Below are 16,942 nucleotides of genomic sequence, written 5' to 3' on the forward strand. Positions count from 1 at the left end.
AAACCCTCCTGAATAAAAGGAGGGTTAGGGAGGACTAAATTTAAATTAGTGGCGGAAATGGCGCATACCAGTGAAGACCATTGCAATACCAGCTTCGTCAGCTGCTGCGATTACTTCTTCATCACGCATAGAACCACCTGGTTGAATAATGCATTTAATGCCAGCTTTAGCTGCATTATCAATCCCGTCACGGAACGGGAAGAATGCATCTGATGCCATTACAGCACCTTCAACAACCAAACCAGCATGTTCAGCTTTAATGGCAGCAATACGAGCTGAGTTAACACGGCTCATTTGACCTGCACCAACACCAATAGTTTGGCGATTTTTCGCATAAACAATTGCATTTGATTTTACATATTTCGCAACTTTCCAAGCAAAGATCAGGTCATCAATTTCTTGTTCAGTTGGTGCGCATTTAGTTACTACTTTAAGATCATCTTTAGTAATCATACCTAAGTCTTGATCTTGAACTAATAAACCGCCATTAACGCGTTTGTAGTCAAGTTGTGGTGCACGTGCGTCAATCGCAGGTAATTCGCCACATACTAAAACACGTACGTTTTTCTTAGCGCCAGTAACTTCAAGCACACCATCAGCAATACTTGGAGCAATAATCACTTCAACGAATTGACGGTCAACGATTGCTTGAGCAGTTGCAACATCTAACTCACGGTTAAATGCAATAATGCCACCGAAAGCAGATTCTGGATCTGTTGCATAAGCTAAATCGTAAGCAGCTTTAATGCCGTCTAAAGAAACAGCAACACCACAAGGGTTAGCATGTTTTACAATTACACAAGCAGGTTTTGCGAATGATTTAACACATTCAAGTGCAGCATCTGTGTCAGCAATGTTGTTATAAGACAATTCTTTGCCTTGTAACTGTTTTGCTGTAGAAACTGATGCTTCTTTTGCATTTGCTTCAACGTAAAATGCAGCAGATTGGTGTGGGTTTTCACCGTAACGTAGATCTTGCGCTTTGTTCAATTGAGTGTTGAACGTACGAGGGAATAAATCAGCTTCACCTTCGGTCTTACCAACGCGAGCGCCTAAGTAAGAAGCGATCATGCCATCATATTGAGCAGTATGTTCAAATGCTTTAACAGCTAAATCAAAACGTGTTTCATAAGAAAGTGAACCAGCAGTTTTTAATTCATTGATTACGGTGTCGTAATCTGAAGCATTTACTACAATACCTACAGAAGCATGGTTTTTAGCAGCTGCGCGAACCATTGTAGGACCACCGATGTCGATATTTTCGATTGCATCAGGAAGGGTACAGTCAGGTTTTGCAACTGTCGCAGCGAATGGATAAAGGTTTACAACAACTAGATCAATCGGATCAATGTTGTGTTCTTCCATTACTGCTTCGTCTAAGCCGCGACGAGCAAGAATACCGCCATGAATTTTTGGATGTAATGTCTTAACACGACCATCCATCATTTCAGGGAAGCCAGTATGTTCAGATACTTCAACAACTGCGATGTTATTATCTTTAAGCAACTTGTATGTGCCGCCTGTAGATAATAATTCTACCCCTAAAGCTGCAAGGTTTTGAGCAAATTCGACAATTCCTGTCTTATCAGATACAGAAATCAAAGCACGTTTAATAGTCATGATGTTTAATTCAACAATTTCAAGTCTACGGATTAAAACCAATAAGCATAAAAAAATGCCCACGAAGTCGTGAGCATTTTATCATTTATTCACTCATTAAACCGTGAGCTTTTAACTTTTTACGTAAAGTGCCACGGTTGAGTCCAAGAATCTCTGCAGCACGGGTTTGATTACCACGTGTATATTCAAGAACTACAGATAAAAGAGGTTTCTCCATTTCTGCTAGCACCATGTCATATACCTGAGATGGTTGCTCACCTTGCAATTGTGCAAAATAATGACGAACTGCGCGATCCACGTGGATGCGAAGAGCAACATCAGATTGTGCAGTAAAAATAGGAGATTTGCTATTCATGCGAGTTAATCCGAAAATCAAATACTAACTTGGATAAAGTAGTATATAAATGTGGTCTAAAAATACGGAGTCCTGTTTTAGATCCTAAAACAGTGACTCTAAAACATAAGAACAATTAGCTTGCCATATTTCTTCGTATTGAATAAAAAATAAGCGTAACAATAGTTAAATATTTGTTACAGCTCCCTCAAAAACAAAAAAAGTTAGGCTATGTGCTTAAAGTAGAAAAGCACACATGCTTAACAGTATTTTTTTTGGATTGAGAGCGAGGAGTATATGAGTCAAAGCTTTCGTGGCGCGTATCATACCATTGTCTAGGAAAAAGTGAGCAAATTAACTGCATTTTTTTTTATTTTTTTTTCACTTTTTTTACATTTTAGGGGTGGACAATTTCTAATCGATAATTTAATAGGCTTTTTTTGCTTTTGTTTAGATCAAATTGGAATCGGAAAGGGGTATCAGAGGGAATGCGTTGAATACCTCGTAAGTTTTCAACAAGATATTGTTGAGGAGTCAATATAATTTCTTCTGTTTTGTTTGGCTCTGTTGAAAAACTCAACTTTAGGTTTGGAAGTTCAATACTTTTATCATTTTGATTAAGCAATATGCCTGAGAATTGGGTATGACTTGTATCAACTTTGCGGAGTTTTAACTTTTCTATATAAATAAGTTGATATTGTTCGGCTGACTTATTGCAATGCATTATTCCGCAAACATAATTAAACGCATGGCTAACGGTCGGGCTTGCATGCATGAGCTTAGGATTAAACCAGAGAATTTGAAAAGTAAAAACTAAAATTAAAATAAGGTTAGCAGAACTCCAGAGCGTGTAGTACAGCCAACTATGCTTTTTATTATTGTCTTGTTCTTGCGAGGAAGTTTGTTCAGCTAAATTAAGATTTGGCAGAGCATTAATAGGTTCGTTATGAAAATAATTTAAGTTATTGAGATAAGTTAAAAGATCAATATTGGAATTTTCAACTTTTTGCTCAAAGATATCTAACACATGTGAATGTGTCATATATCTCGTTTGCATTGAACCATTGGCTAATGTTGATGAGTTAATTATGACAGGATTTTCAATATTAATCAGATGGGTGAGTGCATTAAAGCTCGAATCACATTTAGGGCAACAAACCATACCCTGAGCAACAGTCAATTGAGTAAGAGATACTTTATAAACTGTTAAACACTTAGGGCAGCGGGTTTGTTTTTCATTCATGAGTTAAAAGTCTCAATTTATTGTTTTACGTTTTCCTGAAATGCGACACCAGTTCTCTTCGCGCTTTTCGACATCTAATATATCAAAAAATTCAGAATAAACACCTGAAACATCAGTAACTTGCTCTTCAATTACCCCTGCGAGTGCGAACTCACCCTCAGATTTAATTAAATTTGCAAACTCTGGCGCAAGTGCCATTAATGGACCAGCCAAAATATTTGCAACTAGAACATCTGCTTGCTGAGGTTTGAACTCTTGATCGAATTCTTCAGGAAGGCCTACATATAGTCCATCTAATACCCCATTAAGTTCAGCATTTTGTTTTGTTGCTAAAACAGCCTGAGGGTCAATATCAGTGGCATATACTTTTTTAGCACCTAATAATAAAGCGGCTACCCCTAAAATGCCTGAACCACAGCCATAATCAATCACGATCTTATCTTTAACGTCAGTTTTACCTAGCCATTGTAAGCATAAGAAAGTACTTGCATGGTTACCTGTACCAAACGCAAGACCTGGATCTAACTTAATGTTGGTTGCATCAGCTTCTGGTGGCTCTAGCCATTCAGGTACAATCCAGAACTTTTCCCCAATTTGGATTGGTTCGTAATAATCCATCCATGCACGTTCCCATACTTGATCTTCAAGTTCTTCGTGGCGTATAGGAGCATCTGGAAGTTGTGCTTTTAAGAAAGCTTCTAAAGTGTCGACATCAATTGGGTCTTGTTCGTCTTGTTGATAGATGCCTGTCACGATTACTTTGTTCCATAAAGGTGTTTCACCTGGTAATGGTTCGAGCAAAGCCTGATCTTCAGCATCATCCAGAGTTACGCTTACCGCACCTAGAGACATTAAAAGTGTTTCTGTGAACTCAACTTGTTCTTGATCAACGGTAATGTGTATTTGTAACCACTTCACGAAAAGGACCTAAAAATTTTATTTAAAGGCGTATTGTAGCGGACTAGACCATTTTAAAAAAGAAAGCGGCTCATCTTTAATGAGCCGTCTTTGAAAATACTGATGAGATGTGGCGGAAAATAAATGACTTCTTCTACCTTATGTCAAAACAGATTAAGGGGCAGGGGCTTTAAATTGTAGTTTACCGTTTTCATTTGGTTCGCAAGTACCATTAAAGGTTACACCATTATGGCTATAAGATACCCATTCACCTTGCTGTTTTTTCATACAAGCTCTAAGTTCTTTTTGCATCACTGATTTGCTTGAATCTGCAGTATGACTAGCTGTTTTGCTTGATTTAGACATATGAGTCGATTTAGCAGTATGATTCGTCGCAGCGTGGGTAAACGTTACGCCTGAAAAACAAAGGAGAGATGCGGTTAAGATTTTTAACATAGTCGTTTTCATTTTGTGTTCCTTCTCGTTGCGTTAATTTTAAATTCGTAGAAGTGCTGTACATTTTTTATTCTAGGATGAAAAATTCTTAAAAACATTCACTTTGTATTGAATTCATGCAACAAAATGTCAAAACATGTGGAGTACCGTAAATCATGTAAAGACAATTTTGTAATTATGTACATCAATAAGCAGATAATTTTGCTATAATGTTCCGTCTTTTTTTTCTGGTGTTTTGTACTCATGCACTACCCTAAAGTTTATGATGTTATTGTTATCGGCGGCGGTCACGCAGGTACGGAAGCGGCCCTTGCTGCTGCGCGTATGGGACGACAGACTTTGCTTTTGACCCATAACATTGAGACTTTGGGCCAAATGAGTTGTAACCCAGCAATCGGTGGTATTGGTAAGTCGCATTTAGTACGTGAAATTGATGCACTTGGTGGCGCAATGGCGTTAGCTGCCGATAAAGGTGGTATTCAGTTCCGTATTTTAAACTCGCGTAAAGGTGCCGCAGTGCGTGCAACACGTGCTCAAGCTGACCGTGTGCGCTATAAAGCTGCCATCCGCGATACTTTGGAAAATCAAGCAAATCTTGATATTTTCCAGCAAGCAGCTGATGACCTGATTGTTGAAGGTGATACAGTTAAAGGTGTAGTTACCCAAATGGGTATTCGCTTTGATGCAAAAACTGTTGTGTTGACTACAGGTACATTCCTAGGTGGTGTAATCCACGTTGGTTTAGAAAAATCAAGCGGTGGTCGTGCGGGTGATCCACCTTCTATTGCACTTGCTCAACGTTTACGTGAATTAAAACTACCTGTTGGTCGTTTAAAAACTGGTACTCCACCACGTATTGATGCACGTTCGGTTGATTTTTCAGTCATGATTCCACAGCCGGGTGATTTCCCGTCTCCGGTCATGTCATTCATGGGTGATGCTTCTATGCACCCAGAACAAGTAAATTGTTATATCACGCATACAAATGAAAAAACTCACGACATTATTCGTGGTGGTTTAGATCGTTCACCAATGTATACCGGTGTTATTGAAGGTGTTGGTCCACGTTACTGCCCATCAATCGAAGATAAAATTCACCGTTTCGCTGATAAAGACTCGCATCAAGTATTTTTGGAACCAGAAGGTTTAGATACACACGAACTTTATCCAAATGGTATTTCGACTTCGCTTCCATTTGATGTGCAGTTTGAGCTTGTTCGCTCTATTCGTGGTATGGAAAATGCGCATATTTTGCGTCCAGGCTATGCGATTGAATACGATTATTTCAATCCGCAAGCTTTGAAATTCACCCTCGAAACTAAAGCGATTAATGGTCTATATTTTGCTGGCCAAATTAATGGTACGACAGGTTATGAAGAAGCAGGTGCTCAAGGTTTACTTGCTGGTTTAAATGCTGCGCGCCGTGCGTGGGAGCAAGAAGAGTGGACACCTAAGCGTGACCAAGCTTATATGGGTGTATTGGTTGATGACCTCATCACTTTAGGTACTAAAGAACCGTACCGTATGTTTACATCACGTGCGGAATACCGTTTGATGCTACGTGAAGACAATGCAGATCAGCGTTTAACGACTGTTGGTCGTGAACTTGGTTTGGTTGATGATATTCGTTGGGCTGCTTATTGTGAAAAAATGGAAGCGGTTGAGCGTGAAACCTCTCGTTTACAACATTTGTGGGCAGCACCAAATAACCCTATGGGTAAAAAATTCGTTGAGATGACGGGTGCTGATTTAAGTAAAGAATGTAGCGCAATTGATTTGCTTAAACGCCCTAATATTAGCTTTGGTCAAATTGCAGAACTTACGGGTTCTGAAGTTTCTGAGCAGGTTGGTGAGCAAATCGAGATTGCTGTGAAATACGAAGGTTATATTAACCGTCAGCATGAAGATGTGGCACAGTTAAAGCGTCTTGAAGAAACTAAAATTCCTACCGATTTTGACTATGACGTAGTGTCTGGTTTATCTCGCGAAATTACCCAGAAATTAAAAACAGTTCTTCCGGAAACATTAGCTCAAGCAAGCCGTATTCCTGGTGTTACACCAGCAGCTGTTCAGCTTGTAATGATCACAATTCGTAAAAACAATATGATTAAGAAAACAGCTTAATCATTTAAGTGTACAAAAAGCCCAGTTAAGACTGGGCTTTTTTATTTTCTGTTCAAAAAATATATGGAAACTTCCTAAGGAAGAAAATAGATTTCGCTTCCTTTTTTTCTTATTTCACATATTTCAGGTAGCCAGTTATATTAAATTCACGTTCAAACAAGAGGGCTTTAACCATGACAATGAAATCAATTCGCTACAATGGATATGAAATGGCATGCCAATGTTCATGTTCAAAATAGCGCAAAAGAAAGAGCAGATCAGTTTTGTGGGGGAAGAACAGATTGATCTGAAACAACTATAAATATAAGAGCCAATATAAAATTAAGAAAATTATAATTCAAAATCTAAAGAGAACCTTATGGTTCTCTTTTTTATATCTATTTATTCTCAGATTCAATTTCTCGAACAGCGTTGTGTACTTGAATTGGTTCGATATGCAGTAATTTTTTGCCAAAACTACGTAGCCACCACACAAGTTGAGATGTAAAAGGTACTGTTGCGGTAACTTCTACAATATTTTCTTCAAGTGGAATGATAGTTTGGTCTTTACTTAACTGGCTTTCATAGAAAGTTCGAGCGGTTTGCTCTGTCATCGTTAATGTGAGCTGGATTGATTCAGTTGGCTGTTTATAGTCCACTCTGAAGCCTAAAGCACCTGAATCAATATAATGATCAATATCAAAATTGACAGGATGCAGTGCTCGACTATCTAAGACTTTTGCTGATTTAAAACGGTGCAAGGCAAACGTTTGAACTTCAGTTTTGTCATGCCGTGTGCAAATCAAATAAATTACTGCACCTTTTTGTACCAAAGCCAAAGGGTTTAAAACATAAGTTTTATCTTCACCTTGATTTACTCGAGCCTGATAAACACATTCAATTTGTTTGTCTTGCAGCAATCCTTCATAAATTGCTTGTTGAGCAGCACGGTCGACTACAGGAGGAATAAGTGGTTGGCTTGCTGGGACAATGCGTACTCGGTTAATCCATTGTCTTACATTATTTTGTGTAGAGAGGCTGCGTTTAGCTAAATCAAACCAAGGCCCCATCTCATCAAGAAGACTAGGTGGAAGCAAGTGTTTAAGATGCTCCTCAACCATCATAAAGGTTACTGCCTGAGAACTCGTCATGTGCGGTAAGCTCTGAATAGGCGCATCGGATTGCCACCGCCAGCCCTGAGGTACGGCCTTATTGCTTTCAATCGGAAAGCGCTGAGCAATTTGATTTAAATCACGCTGAATAGTCCTTAAACTGATATCAATACCTTCACGTTCAAGCATTTCTTGTAATTCCCGTGTTCCGATCCATTTACCGGTTGGAAGGCGAGACAAGATCTGCCATTGGCGATATAAACTATTCGAAGTTTCTTTTTCTATTACAGACATAAGCGTAATACATCTATATCCAATTGCTTTGGTGTCAACACAATAAAAAATCTTTACAGATTTAGCAAGTTTGTCAGATTCGGTTTACTGAACCTTTTACAATCAATGTTAAGATTTAGAAGAAGAAAGCTATAACAAAACACCGTAAAAATATTAAACATATATAAGTGGCATTGAAATTGCTTATTTAAAAATGAAATATAGATAAATGATAAGACGAGGTGGTTATGTCAGAACAAGAGCATGAATTACATATAGATAATGATTTTTTTATACAAGAGCAGACAACTACGGCACTCATTAACCAAACCTCTTTTTTAGAACATATTTCCGTACAAACCAATTTATTTGAACAGCTAAAATCAGAGTTTTTTAATGAGATGTTGGATGATGTGACATCAAATGGAGCGGCTTCTAAAAAAATTGAACAATGGTTGAGTATTCGTACTTTAGATGATTTAAAAGAATTAAATGCTCAAGCGAAGCAGCATTTTCTTTATCATGGAATTACTTTTAACGTATACGGTGATAAAGAAGGTACAGAGCGAACGATTCCTTTTGATTTAATTCCACGGGTAATTGAAAAAAAACAGTGGGAGAAAATAGCTTCGGGCTGTGCGCAGCGTGTTAAAGCATTAAATTATTTCCTAGATGATATTTATCATGGACAACATATTTTAAAAGAACAGCTTATTCCCGAAGATCAAATTATGGGGAATGAGGCTTTCCAACCCCACATGCTCAAACATGCTTTGAAAGGTAAAATTTATTCACAAATTAGTGGAATTGATATTATCCGTGATGGTGAGGGAGAGTTTTTTGTATTGGAGGATAATTTAAGAACACCTTCAGGTGTGTCTTACATGATCGAAAGCCGAAATATTAGCCAACAATTGATGCCGGAGCTATGTGCAGCCAATAATTTACAGGGAATTGAGCATTATCCAAAACTTTTAAAAGAAATATTGCAGGAGAACTCACCTGCGGACCAGCCTTTTGTGGTGGTACTAACACCGGGACGTTTTAACAGTGCTTTTTATGAGCATGCTTTTCTGGCACGTGAAATGGATGTGCCACTAGTTACAAATCGGGATTTATTTGTAGAAAATGATCAAGTTTTTGTCAAAACTATTCGTGGGCGTCAAAAAGTAGATGTGATTTACCGCCGTTTAGATGACGATTTTCTAGATCCTTTGGCATTTAGACCAGACAGTGCATTAGGCGTGGCAGGTCTTATGTCTGCTTATTTGCAAAAAAATGTGGTGATTGCAAATGCGCCTGGAACAGGGGTAGCTGATGATAAATCTATTTATCCTTACGTAGACCAAATGATTCAATACTATCTGGGTGAAACTCCAATTCTAAAAAATGTACCTACTTATCAGTGCCGTAAAGATGAACATTTAGATTATGTGCTATCTAATTTAGATCAATTGGTTGTTAAAGAAGCACAGGGTTCAGGTGGTTATGGCATGTTAATTGGGCCTAAAGCAAGCTCGTGTGAAATTGATGACTTTAGAAAAAAATTGATCGCTACGCCTCATATGTACATTGCACAACCTACCTTAGCTTTATCTGTTGCTCCGACTTTAACTACAGGAGGGGTAGCTGAACGTCACATTGATTTGCGTCCATTTGTATTGAGTTCACCTTATCGTACAGAAATAGTACCGGGTGGCTTAACACGTGTGGCGATGCAGGCTGGCTCTCTAGTCGTAAATTCGTCCCAAGGTGGCGGTATAAAAGATACATGGGTTGTCGAAACATTACATTCCTGATTGTGGGTTAAAGAGGAACTTTATGGTTTTACTCAATTCGAGTGCGCATCAAATATATTGGTTGGGTCGATATTTAATGCGAGTTAAATTCGCAGCCTCTCATTTACCCTTTACACAAGATGAGAAAGCAACAAAATTTGCAGCAGCATTTGGTTTGATCATAGAAAATGCTGAATTACTAAATCACTATATGTTAGACAAGAAGCAAACATTTTCATTACTGAACCAGTTCATTATTGCTAAAGATAATATTCAGGAACTAAGAGGTATATTGTCATCAAAGGCTTATGCAGAATTAAATCATGTTATTAACACGCTTGAAGCTCAACCTGAAATCTTGAGAAAAGCTGTTGAACAATGTACTCAAATACTAGAAGCGGAAAATGAAGATGTTTGTTTATTTCTGCATTTAGGTCAAAAAATAGAGCAATTCGATATTGAGTTACGTTTTGGACAAGATTTAGCAGCTCTTATTACTGAGCTAGATATTTTGGTGAAACGGCTTGCTGATTTAGGGTGGGAGAATATAGATCAAAATTGGCAAGTGCTGAAGCAGCAACTTACGTGGGACGCTTATTATACTTTTACGCAGCAGTTGGAAAATATGTTTGAGGTCTGATTATGAAATTGATGGTTAATCATCAAACGCATTATAGCTATACGGAAACTGCTCAAAACAGTATTCAGTATATTAAAATGATGCCTCAAACATCGCCGCATCAACATGTTATGAATTGGGCAATTAGCGTGCCGGGTGACAAAACGATTAAAAGGGACATATTTAACAATGTCTGGATGACGGCTAGTCAGCGCTATCAATACCAACATCTTACATTCATGGCTCAAGGGATTGTTGAGCTTCAAGATCTAGAGCTGGGTTGTGTAAATTTATCTACACCTACAAATTTGTTTTTGCAGATGACAGGTGCAACCCGATGTGATTCAGAAATGTTGGATTTTGCTAGAAATATTGTAGTAGTCAAAGATCGACAGCATATTGCATTATTAAGTGAATATATTTTGCAGAAAATACTTTATCAGCCTGAAAGTACTTCAGTTCAGACAACTGCAACTGAAGCCTTTCATGCTGGAGAAGGTGTATGCCAAGATCATGCTCATGTTTTAATTGCAATGTGTCGTGCGCTACAATTACCAGCACGTTATGTCTCTGGTTATCTATTTGATCAAAACTATCCGCACCTTGCCAGTCACGCTTGGGCGGAAGTATTTGTAGAAAATCAGTGGTATTGTTTTGATGTAAGCAATCAGTTGTTTACACCCAAACATCATATCTACCTTGCAGTTGGCCGTGACTATCTCGATGTTGCACCTATTCGTGGTGTAAGAGAGCAAGGTGGAGTTGAGAACATGATGTCTGTGGTTCAAGTGTTGGCATGTTGAATGTAAAGAGAATGAAATGACTTATTGTTGTGCGCTAAGATTGGAACAAGGTTTAGTGTTTATTAGTGACACGAGGACTAATGCAGGAGTTGACCATATTTCTGTGTTCCGAAAATTGCATACTTTCGGCGTTACCGGAGAGCGTTTTATTGCTTTGCAAACAGCCGGTAATTTAGCCACAACGCAAGCTGTTATAGGTCATTTGCAAAATGCGCTTACTTTACAGCAAGAGCCTAATTTATATAGTGTTAATACGATGTTCGAGGCAGCAGAACTCATAGGTAAAACTTTAAAAGCTGTTTTAGAGGATATTAGTTCGGACACCCAAGAACAAATGAATTATGCCTGTAGTATTTTGGTGGGTGGACAGATTAAAGGTGGTGACATGCAACTTTATAATGTCTATCCACAAGGCAATTTTATTTGTGCAACGACGGATACGCCTTATTTTCAAATTGGTGAAAGTAAATATGGCAAACCGATTCTGGACAGGGCTTTATATTATGCAATGCCATTAGATGATGCATTACGTTGTAGCTTAATTTCTTTTGATTCAACTTTACGTTCAAATGTTTCTGTTGGTTTACCACTGGATGCATTGATTTATATGAAAGATAGCTTTGTAATTCCGATGGGAAAACGAATTACAGAAGATGATCCTTATTTTTCACAAATCAGTCGGCAATGGTCGGATACTCTACGCCGTGGCTTACAGGAAATGCCAAAACCGACTGATGACTACTGGCGATAAAATTTTGAGTACATATATAAAAAAATCCAAGCATGCTTGGATTTTTTTTAATTTTATTATTTAACTGCTTTTACGAGTGGGGCGATTGCTTAGGCGACAGAGTAATTCATATCCTATCGTTCCGTTTGCATCCGCAACATCATCCACTAGACGGTGTGCACCCCAGAGTTCGACTGGCGTACCTAATTTTACTTGCAGACCTGTCACATCGATTGCAAGCATATCCATACTCACTCGGCCTACAACTGCACAGAGCTGTTTATCAATAGCGACATAGTTCTGTTTAATATAAGCTCGTGGGTAACCATCACCATAGCCTATAGAAACAATCGCGATATCCATTGCTTGCTTTGCACAAAAAGTAGAGCCATAACCGACATGCTCATTAGTCTGAATATGGTTTAGTGCAATGACTTCTGCTGAAAAAGTCATGACTGGTTTTAAGTCAAGATCATGGATTGTCTTATCGGCGAAAGGTGAAGCGCCGTAAAGCATAATACCCGGACGAACATAATCAAAATGTAATTCTGGCCATTTATAAATAGCAGCAGAGTTACAGCAAGAAGCTAAAACTGGATCACAAGCTTGTTTAACTTGTAAAAATTGTTGCTTTTGTTGTTCGTTAAGCGGGTGGTCTACATCTGCATTTGCGAAATGCATCGCTAGTACACAGGTAAATCCTTCGGCTTTTAAAGTTTTAATAACTTCAATAATTTCAGTAAATTTAAAGCCTAAACGGTTCATGCCGCTATTAAGCTTAACCCAGACTTTTAAACTTTGAGCGATGTATTTTTGCTTATGTTTAATTAACCATTCAAATTGTTGTTGATGGTGAATCACACATTCAAATTTTTGTTCAATTGCAATTGGCATTTCATCTTCAGAAAATACCCCTTCAATTAAAGTAACAGGTTGTTGAAATCCGAGTTCACGAATTTCTAAACCTTCTTGTAGGCAGGCGACACCAAAGGCATCTGAGGCATTTAAGGCTGCTAAACAGTCTTTGATTCCATGTCCATAAGCATTAGCTTTCACCATACTTACAATTTTTGAATTTGTTGCGAGTTGTTTGACACGGTTTAAATTATATTGAAGCGCATTGCGATCAATATAAACTGTTGCTTGGCGCACCCTCATTTACTCCTTTGGGCTAGAGATAGAGTTTATTCTTCATCATCATATTGGCTGTAATACTCAGGAGAGAGATTACTAAATCGAGTATATTGACCTTCAAAGGCAAGACGGACTGAACCAATTGGACCGTTACGCTGCTTACCAATAATAATTTCTGCGGTACCAGCTTCTTTCGACTCTTTGTTATAAACCTCATCACGGTAAATAAACATAATTAAGTCGGCATCCTGCTCGATCGCACCAGATTCACGTAAGTCGGACATTACTGGGCGTTTATTTGGACGGTTTTCCAGACTTCGGTTGAGCTGGGAAAGTGCGATAACTGGGCATTGCATTTCTTTTGCTAATGCTTTCAAGCTACGTGAAATTTCGGAAATCTCACCTACACGGTTATCACCCATGCCTGGAACTTTCATGAGCTGCAAGTAATCGACCATGATACATCCAATTTTGCCATCATGCATTTTTGCAACGCGTCGAGCACGGGCACGAAGTTCCGTTGGAGGTAGGGCAGATGAGTCATCAATATACAAATGCATTTGTTGTAGTTGTAAAATGGTACCAGTCACTTTGGTCCATTCATCTGCATCTAAGTTCCCTGAACGTAAATGTCCTTGGTGAACTTTACCCATTGCGGAGATAAGACGCATCGCAATCGAATCTGCTGGCATCTCCATAGAGAAAACCAGAGCGGGTAGCTTGTTATATTGCAAAACACTTTCAACCAAATTCATGGCAAAAGTAGTTTTACCCATCGATGGACGTGCAGCAACAATAATTAAGTCACCAGGCTGCATACCAGATGTTTTGTTATCAAGTTCTAAGAAGCCTGTGGTTAAACCGGTAATATTGCCATCTAGTTTTGAGAGTTCATCAAGTTTACTAATTACATCGGCAGTAACAGAGCTAATAGATTTAGGACCTGCATCCTTTTTATTGTTATTGTGCTGTTCTGCTAAAGAGAAAATACTCGTTTCGGCCAAGTCTAGAATTTCACTAACACCACGACCTTTTGTGTCATAAGCATTTTGTAAAATTTCAGTACTGACTTTGATCATGCTGCGAAGCGTAGAGAACTCTTTAATTTTACTGGCATACGTTTCTAAGTTATAGAAACTTGATGGTGAATCAGCCATAAGCTGCATTAAATATTCTTCGCCACCAATTGCATCGAGTAAATTTTGTTTTAAGAGCCAGTCACTTACTAATACAGCATCATAAGGAGAGTTTTCTTGTGCTAGTTTCTCAATGGCACGATAGATATATTTGTGACGTGTTGCATAAAAATCATTTTCTTTTAATAAGTCGCTGACTTGTTCAAAAGATTCGGCAACTGTCATTAAGGCCGCAAGAACAGCCTGTTCAATGGCTAAATTGTGTGGGGGAGTGCGAAACTCTTTAAGTTGGCCTGATTCACTCGTCTTATTTTCTGTTGGAGATGAAAGAGTTAAAGAAGTGGCATTCGCCTGAGACATAATTAGACCTGATGATAAAGAAAGATGTACGCAAATAGCCTGTGAGGCCGAGAACTATCTTAAAACAAAATGAAATAAACTACCTAATTAAAAAACCAATTAAACTAAAGAACTGATCAGGAATTAATATATCTTATTTTAAAAATAGGGCACATAAAAAAAGAGCATGCAGAAGCATGCTCTTTTTTTGATGAGAAATTACTCAGATACGATAGTAACGAGAACTTCTGCAACAACATCATGGTGCAATTGGATTGCGATGTTGAATTCACCAGTGTGACGAAGCGCGCCATTCGGTAAACGAACTTCTGCACGGTCAACTGTAAGACCAGCATTCGTTAAAGCGTCAGCGATGTCACGAGTACCGATAGAACCGAAGAGTTTACCTTCGTCACCAGCTTTAGCAGTGATAACGATGTTAACTTCATTCAATTGTTCAGCACGTGCTTGAGCAGCAGCTAAAATTTCAGCTTCTTGCTTTTCAAGTTCAGCGCGACGAGCTTCGAAAGCAGCAGTGTTAGCTTCAGTAGCTGCAACTGCTTTACCTTGAGGGATAAGGAAGTTACGGCCGTAACCAGCTTTAACTGATACTTTATCGCCTAATTTACCAAGGTTCTTAATGCGTTGTAATAAGATAACGTCCACAGATCACCTCACTTATGGTTGTCAGTGTACGGAATCAAAGACAAGTAGCGAGCTTGCTTGATAGCAAGAGCTAATTGACGTTGATAACGAGCTTTAGTACCAGTGATACGGCTAGGAACAATCTTGCCGTTTTCAGTGATGTACTGTTTTAAAGTATCGATATCTTTGTAGTCGATGTACACAACATTCTCAGCTGTAAAGCGGCAGAACTTGCGACGACGGTAAAAACGTGCCATTGATGTTCTCCTTATTCAGCGTCTTGAGCAACTTGCTGTGCTTCTTCACGTTGAGCTTTACGCGCACGCTTTTCTTCAGCACTTTTAGCAAGCAATGACTCTTCAGTGATTGCGTGTTCACGACGAATGATAAGGTTACGAATGATCGCGTCATTATAACGGAACAATTCTTCTAACTCATCAAGTGTAGTTTGACCACACTCAACATTCATAAGAATGTAGTGCGCTTTGTGAATTTTGTTAATTGGGTAAGCCAATTGACGACGGCCCCAATCTTCTAAACGGTGAATTTGACCTTCAGCTTCTTTGATCTGAGAGATATAGCGTTCAACCATACCTACAACTTGATCGCTTTGATCTGGGTGTACTAAAAGTACGATTTCGTAATGACGCATTGTCAGCTCCTTACGGTTTAAACAGCCCCTAATAAATAAAAAATTAGAAGCAAGGAGTCATAACTTGAAAGTTATGTCGCAAAATTTGCGAAGGCTGAATTATAAGTAAAAGTTCGACTAAAAACAAATCTTTTGATGAGAAAAGTAAAACTTCTTTACTATCGAGGAGGAAATCCTCCCTTATTTAAAAGAGAGGAAGATTTGGAGCAGGGGATTGATAGGTAAAGCTAAAGCTCAAACTTAACAGGGTAATTAATATGACCGAGTAAAGGAAAAAACGTTTAGCCCAAAGTTGGTCATTTTCAGCTTTAAAGCCAATAATTGATAAATAGAACCAATATGCTGTTAATGCATTAAAGGTTACTAGAAAAAATATATTGGTATAGCCAAAACAATATAAACCATTCAATACGGCTGCAAACAACACAATATAAATGACACACTCTATTTTCGTACGATAAATAGAACGTGCAACAGGCAGAATGGGAATTCCCGCATTTTTGTAATCGTCAAAACGATAAATAGCAATTGCCCATGAATGTGGCATTTGCCATAGCGCGTAAGCTAAAAACAAAAGTAAAGCGGCTACATCAAAATGATGAGTTACTGCTGTATAACCAATAACAGGAGGGCTCGCTCCGGAAATACTACCAATGACGGTTTGATGAATTGAGGTACGTTTTGTCCACAAACTATAAAAACCGACATAGACAATAAAACCAATCATTGCAAACAAGAAAGCGTAAGCATTTACACCAAACCACAAAATACTAAAACCGATAAGTCCAAGAACAAATGCATATATAAGTGCAACAGTAGGAGAGATGGTTTTTTTGACTAATGCACGGTTTTGCGTGCGCTGCATTTTTGTGTCGATGTCTTGGTCTATCACATTATTTACAACACAACCAGAAGCGACAACTAAAGTTGTTCCAAGTAAGGTGAGTAGTAATAATAAGATGTCTATAGAGCCTTGGGCGGCTAAGAAAAAGCCGCCCAAGGTGGTAATGAAATTACCGAAGAGAATTCCTGGTTTAGTCAGGAATAGATATTTTTTCAACATGACAA

Annotated in this window: 17 protein-coding genes; 5 read left to right on the forward strand and 12 right to left on the reverse strand. The window is 38.4% G+C overall.

Features of this window, described 5'->3' with window-relative positions; genetic code table 11:
* Positions 1–45: 45 nt before the first annotated feature.
* The 5 genes from purH to F968_RS06460 all read right to left on the reverse strand — a co-directional run bounded on the left by purH (position 46) and on the right by F968_RS06460 (position 4,562).
* Positions 46–1,620 (reverse strand): bifunctional phosphoribosylaminoimidazolecarboxamide formyltransferase/IMP cyclohydrolase, encoded by a 1,575-nt coding sequence (gene purH, locus F968_RS06440; protein WP_013197325.1) that lies wholly within the window; start codon positions 1,618–1,620, stop codon positions 46–48.
* Positions 1,621–1,705: 85 nt separating this feature from the next.
* Positions 1,706–1,975, reverse strand: a complete 270-nt coding sequence (fis, locus tag F968_RS06445) for a DNA-binding transcriptional regulator Fis (RefSeq protein WP_001086304.1) — start codon at positions 1,973–1,975, stop codon at positions 1,706–1,708.
* A 376-nt stretch (positions 1,976–2,351) separates the two neighbouring features.
* Positions 2,352–3,197 carry a DUF3426 domain-containing protein gene (locus tag F968_RS06450; protein ID WP_004791433.1) on the reverse strand — a complete coding sequence of 282 codons (846 nt, stop codon included), beginning with the start codon at positions 3,195–3,197 and terminating at the stop codon, positions 2,352–2,354.
* Between the two features lie 12 nt (positions 3,198–3,209).
* Positions 3,210–4,115: a 50S ribosomal protein L11 methyltransferase gene (gene prmA, locus F968_RS06455; RefSeq protein WP_004791435.1), complete on the reverse strand. Its 906-nt coding sequence runs from the start codon at positions 4,113–4,115 to the stop codon at positions 3,210–3,212.
* 153 nt (positions 4,116–4,268) lie between these two features.
* Positions 4,269–4,562 carry a hypothetical protein gene (locus F968_RS06460; protein WP_004791437.1) on the reverse strand — a complete coding sequence of 98 codons (294 nt, stop codon included), beginning with the start codon at positions 4,560–4,562 and terminating at the stop codon, positions 4,269–4,271.
* A gap of 231 nt (positions 4,563–4,793) precedes the next feature.
* Here F968_RS06460 and mnmG point away from each other — a divergent pair, with 231 nt between their 5' ends.
* Positions 4,794–6,674 (forward strand): tRNA uridine-5-carboxymethylaminomethyl(34) synthesis enzyme MnmG, encoded by a 1,881-nt coding sequence (gene mnmG, locus F968_RS06465; protein ID WP_004791439.1) that lies wholly within the window; start codon positions 4,794–4,796, stop codon positions 6,672–6,674.
* A gap of 377 nt (positions 6,675–7,051) precedes the next feature.
* Here mnmG and F968_RS20430 read toward each other — a convergent pair whose 3' ends face one another.
* Positions 7,052–8,059, reverse strand: a complete 1,008-nt coding sequence (locus tag F968_RS20430; RefSeq protein ID WP_004791440.1) for a helix-turn-helix transcriptional regulator — start codon at positions 8,057–8,059, stop codon at positions 7,052–7,054.
* A 227-nt stretch (positions 8,060–8,286) separates the two neighbouring features.
* Between F968_RS20430 and F968_RS06475 the strand changes: the two genes are divergently transcribed.
* Genes F968_RS06475 through F968_RS06490 form a run of 4 tightly spaced genes read left to right on the forward strand, consistent with a single transcriptional unit; the run spans position 8,287 to position 11,989 of the window.
* Complete coding sequence (locus tag F968_RS06475) at positions 8,287–9,837, forward strand: circularly permuted type 2 ATP-grasp protein (RefSeq protein ID WP_004791442.1); 1,551 nt, start codon at positions 8,287–8,289, stop codon at positions 9,835–9,837.
* Positions 9,838–9,859: 22 nt separating this feature from the next.
* Positions 9,860–10,456: an alpha-E domain-containing protein gene (locus tag F968_RS06480; protein ID WP_004791444.1), complete on the forward strand. Its 597-nt coding sequence runs from the start codon at positions 9,860–9,862 to the stop codon at positions 10,454–10,456.
* A gap of 2 nt (positions 10,457–10,458) precedes the next feature.
* Positions 10,459–11,238 (forward strand): transglutaminase family protein, encoded by a 780-nt coding sequence (locus F968_RS06485; RefSeq protein ID WP_004791445.1) that lies wholly within the window; start codon positions 10,459–10,461, stop codon positions 11,236–11,238.
* A gap of 16 nt (positions 11,239–11,254) precedes the next feature.
* Positions 11,255–11,989, forward strand: a complete 735-nt coding sequence (locus F968_RS06490; protein ID WP_004791447.1) for a proteasome-type protease — start codon at positions 11,255–11,257, stop codon at positions 11,987–11,989.
* A gap of 60 nt (positions 11,990–12,049) precedes the next feature.
* Here F968_RS06490 and alr read toward each other — a convergent pair whose 3' ends face one another.
* The 6 genes from alr to cyoE all read right to left on the reverse strand — a co-directional run bounded on the left by alr (position 12,050) and on the right by cyoE (position 16,937).
* Positions 12,050–13,120, reverse strand: a complete 1,071-nt coding sequence (gene alr, locus F968_RS06495) for an alanine racemase (RefSeq protein ID WP_081399491.1) — start codon at positions 13,118–13,120, stop codon at positions 12,050–12,052.
* A 32-nt stretch (positions 13,121–13,152) separates the two neighbouring features.
* Positions 13,153–14,598: a replicative DNA helicase gene (dnaB, locus tag F968_RS06500; protein WP_004791451.1), complete on the reverse strand. Its 1,446-nt coding sequence runs from the start codon at positions 14,596–14,598 to the stop codon at positions 13,153–13,155.
* A gap of 198 nt (positions 14,599–14,796) precedes the next feature.
* Positions 14,797–15,243 carry a 50S ribosomal protein L9 gene (gene rplI, locus F968_RS06505; RefSeq protein ID WP_004700828.1) on the reverse strand — a complete coding sequence of 149 codons (447 nt, stop codon included), beginning with the start codon at positions 15,241–15,243 and terminating at the stop codon, positions 14,797–14,799.
* 8 nt (positions 15,244–15,251) lie between these two features.
* Positions 15,252–15,479, reverse strand: a complete 228-nt coding sequence (gene rpsR, locus F968_RS06510; protein ID WP_004791454.1) for a 30S ribosomal protein S18 — start codon at positions 15,477–15,479, stop codon at positions 15,252–15,254.
* Between the two features lie 11 nt (positions 15,480–15,490).
* Positions 15,491–15,874 carry a 30S ribosomal protein S6 gene (rpsF, locus tag F968_RS06515; protein WP_004791455.1) on the reverse strand — a complete coding sequence of 128 codons (384 nt, stop codon included), beginning with the start codon at positions 15,872–15,874 and terminating at the stop codon, positions 15,491–15,493.
* Positions 15,875–16,058: 184 nt separating this feature from the next.
* Positions 16,059–16,937 carry a heme o synthase gene (gene cyoE, locus F968_RS06520; RefSeq protein ID WP_004791458.1) on the reverse strand — a complete coding sequence of 293 codons (879 nt, stop codon included), beginning with the start codon at positions 16,935–16,937 and terminating at the stop codon, positions 16,059–16,061.
* Between the last annotated feature and the right edge of the window lie 5 nt (positions 16,938–16,942).

Source organism: Acinetobacter sp. NIPH 817, assembly GCF_000368405.1.
In the GTDB taxonomy this organism is placed as follows: domain Bacteria; phylum Pseudomonadota; class Gammaproteobacteria; order Pseudomonadales; family Moraxellaceae; genus Acinetobacter.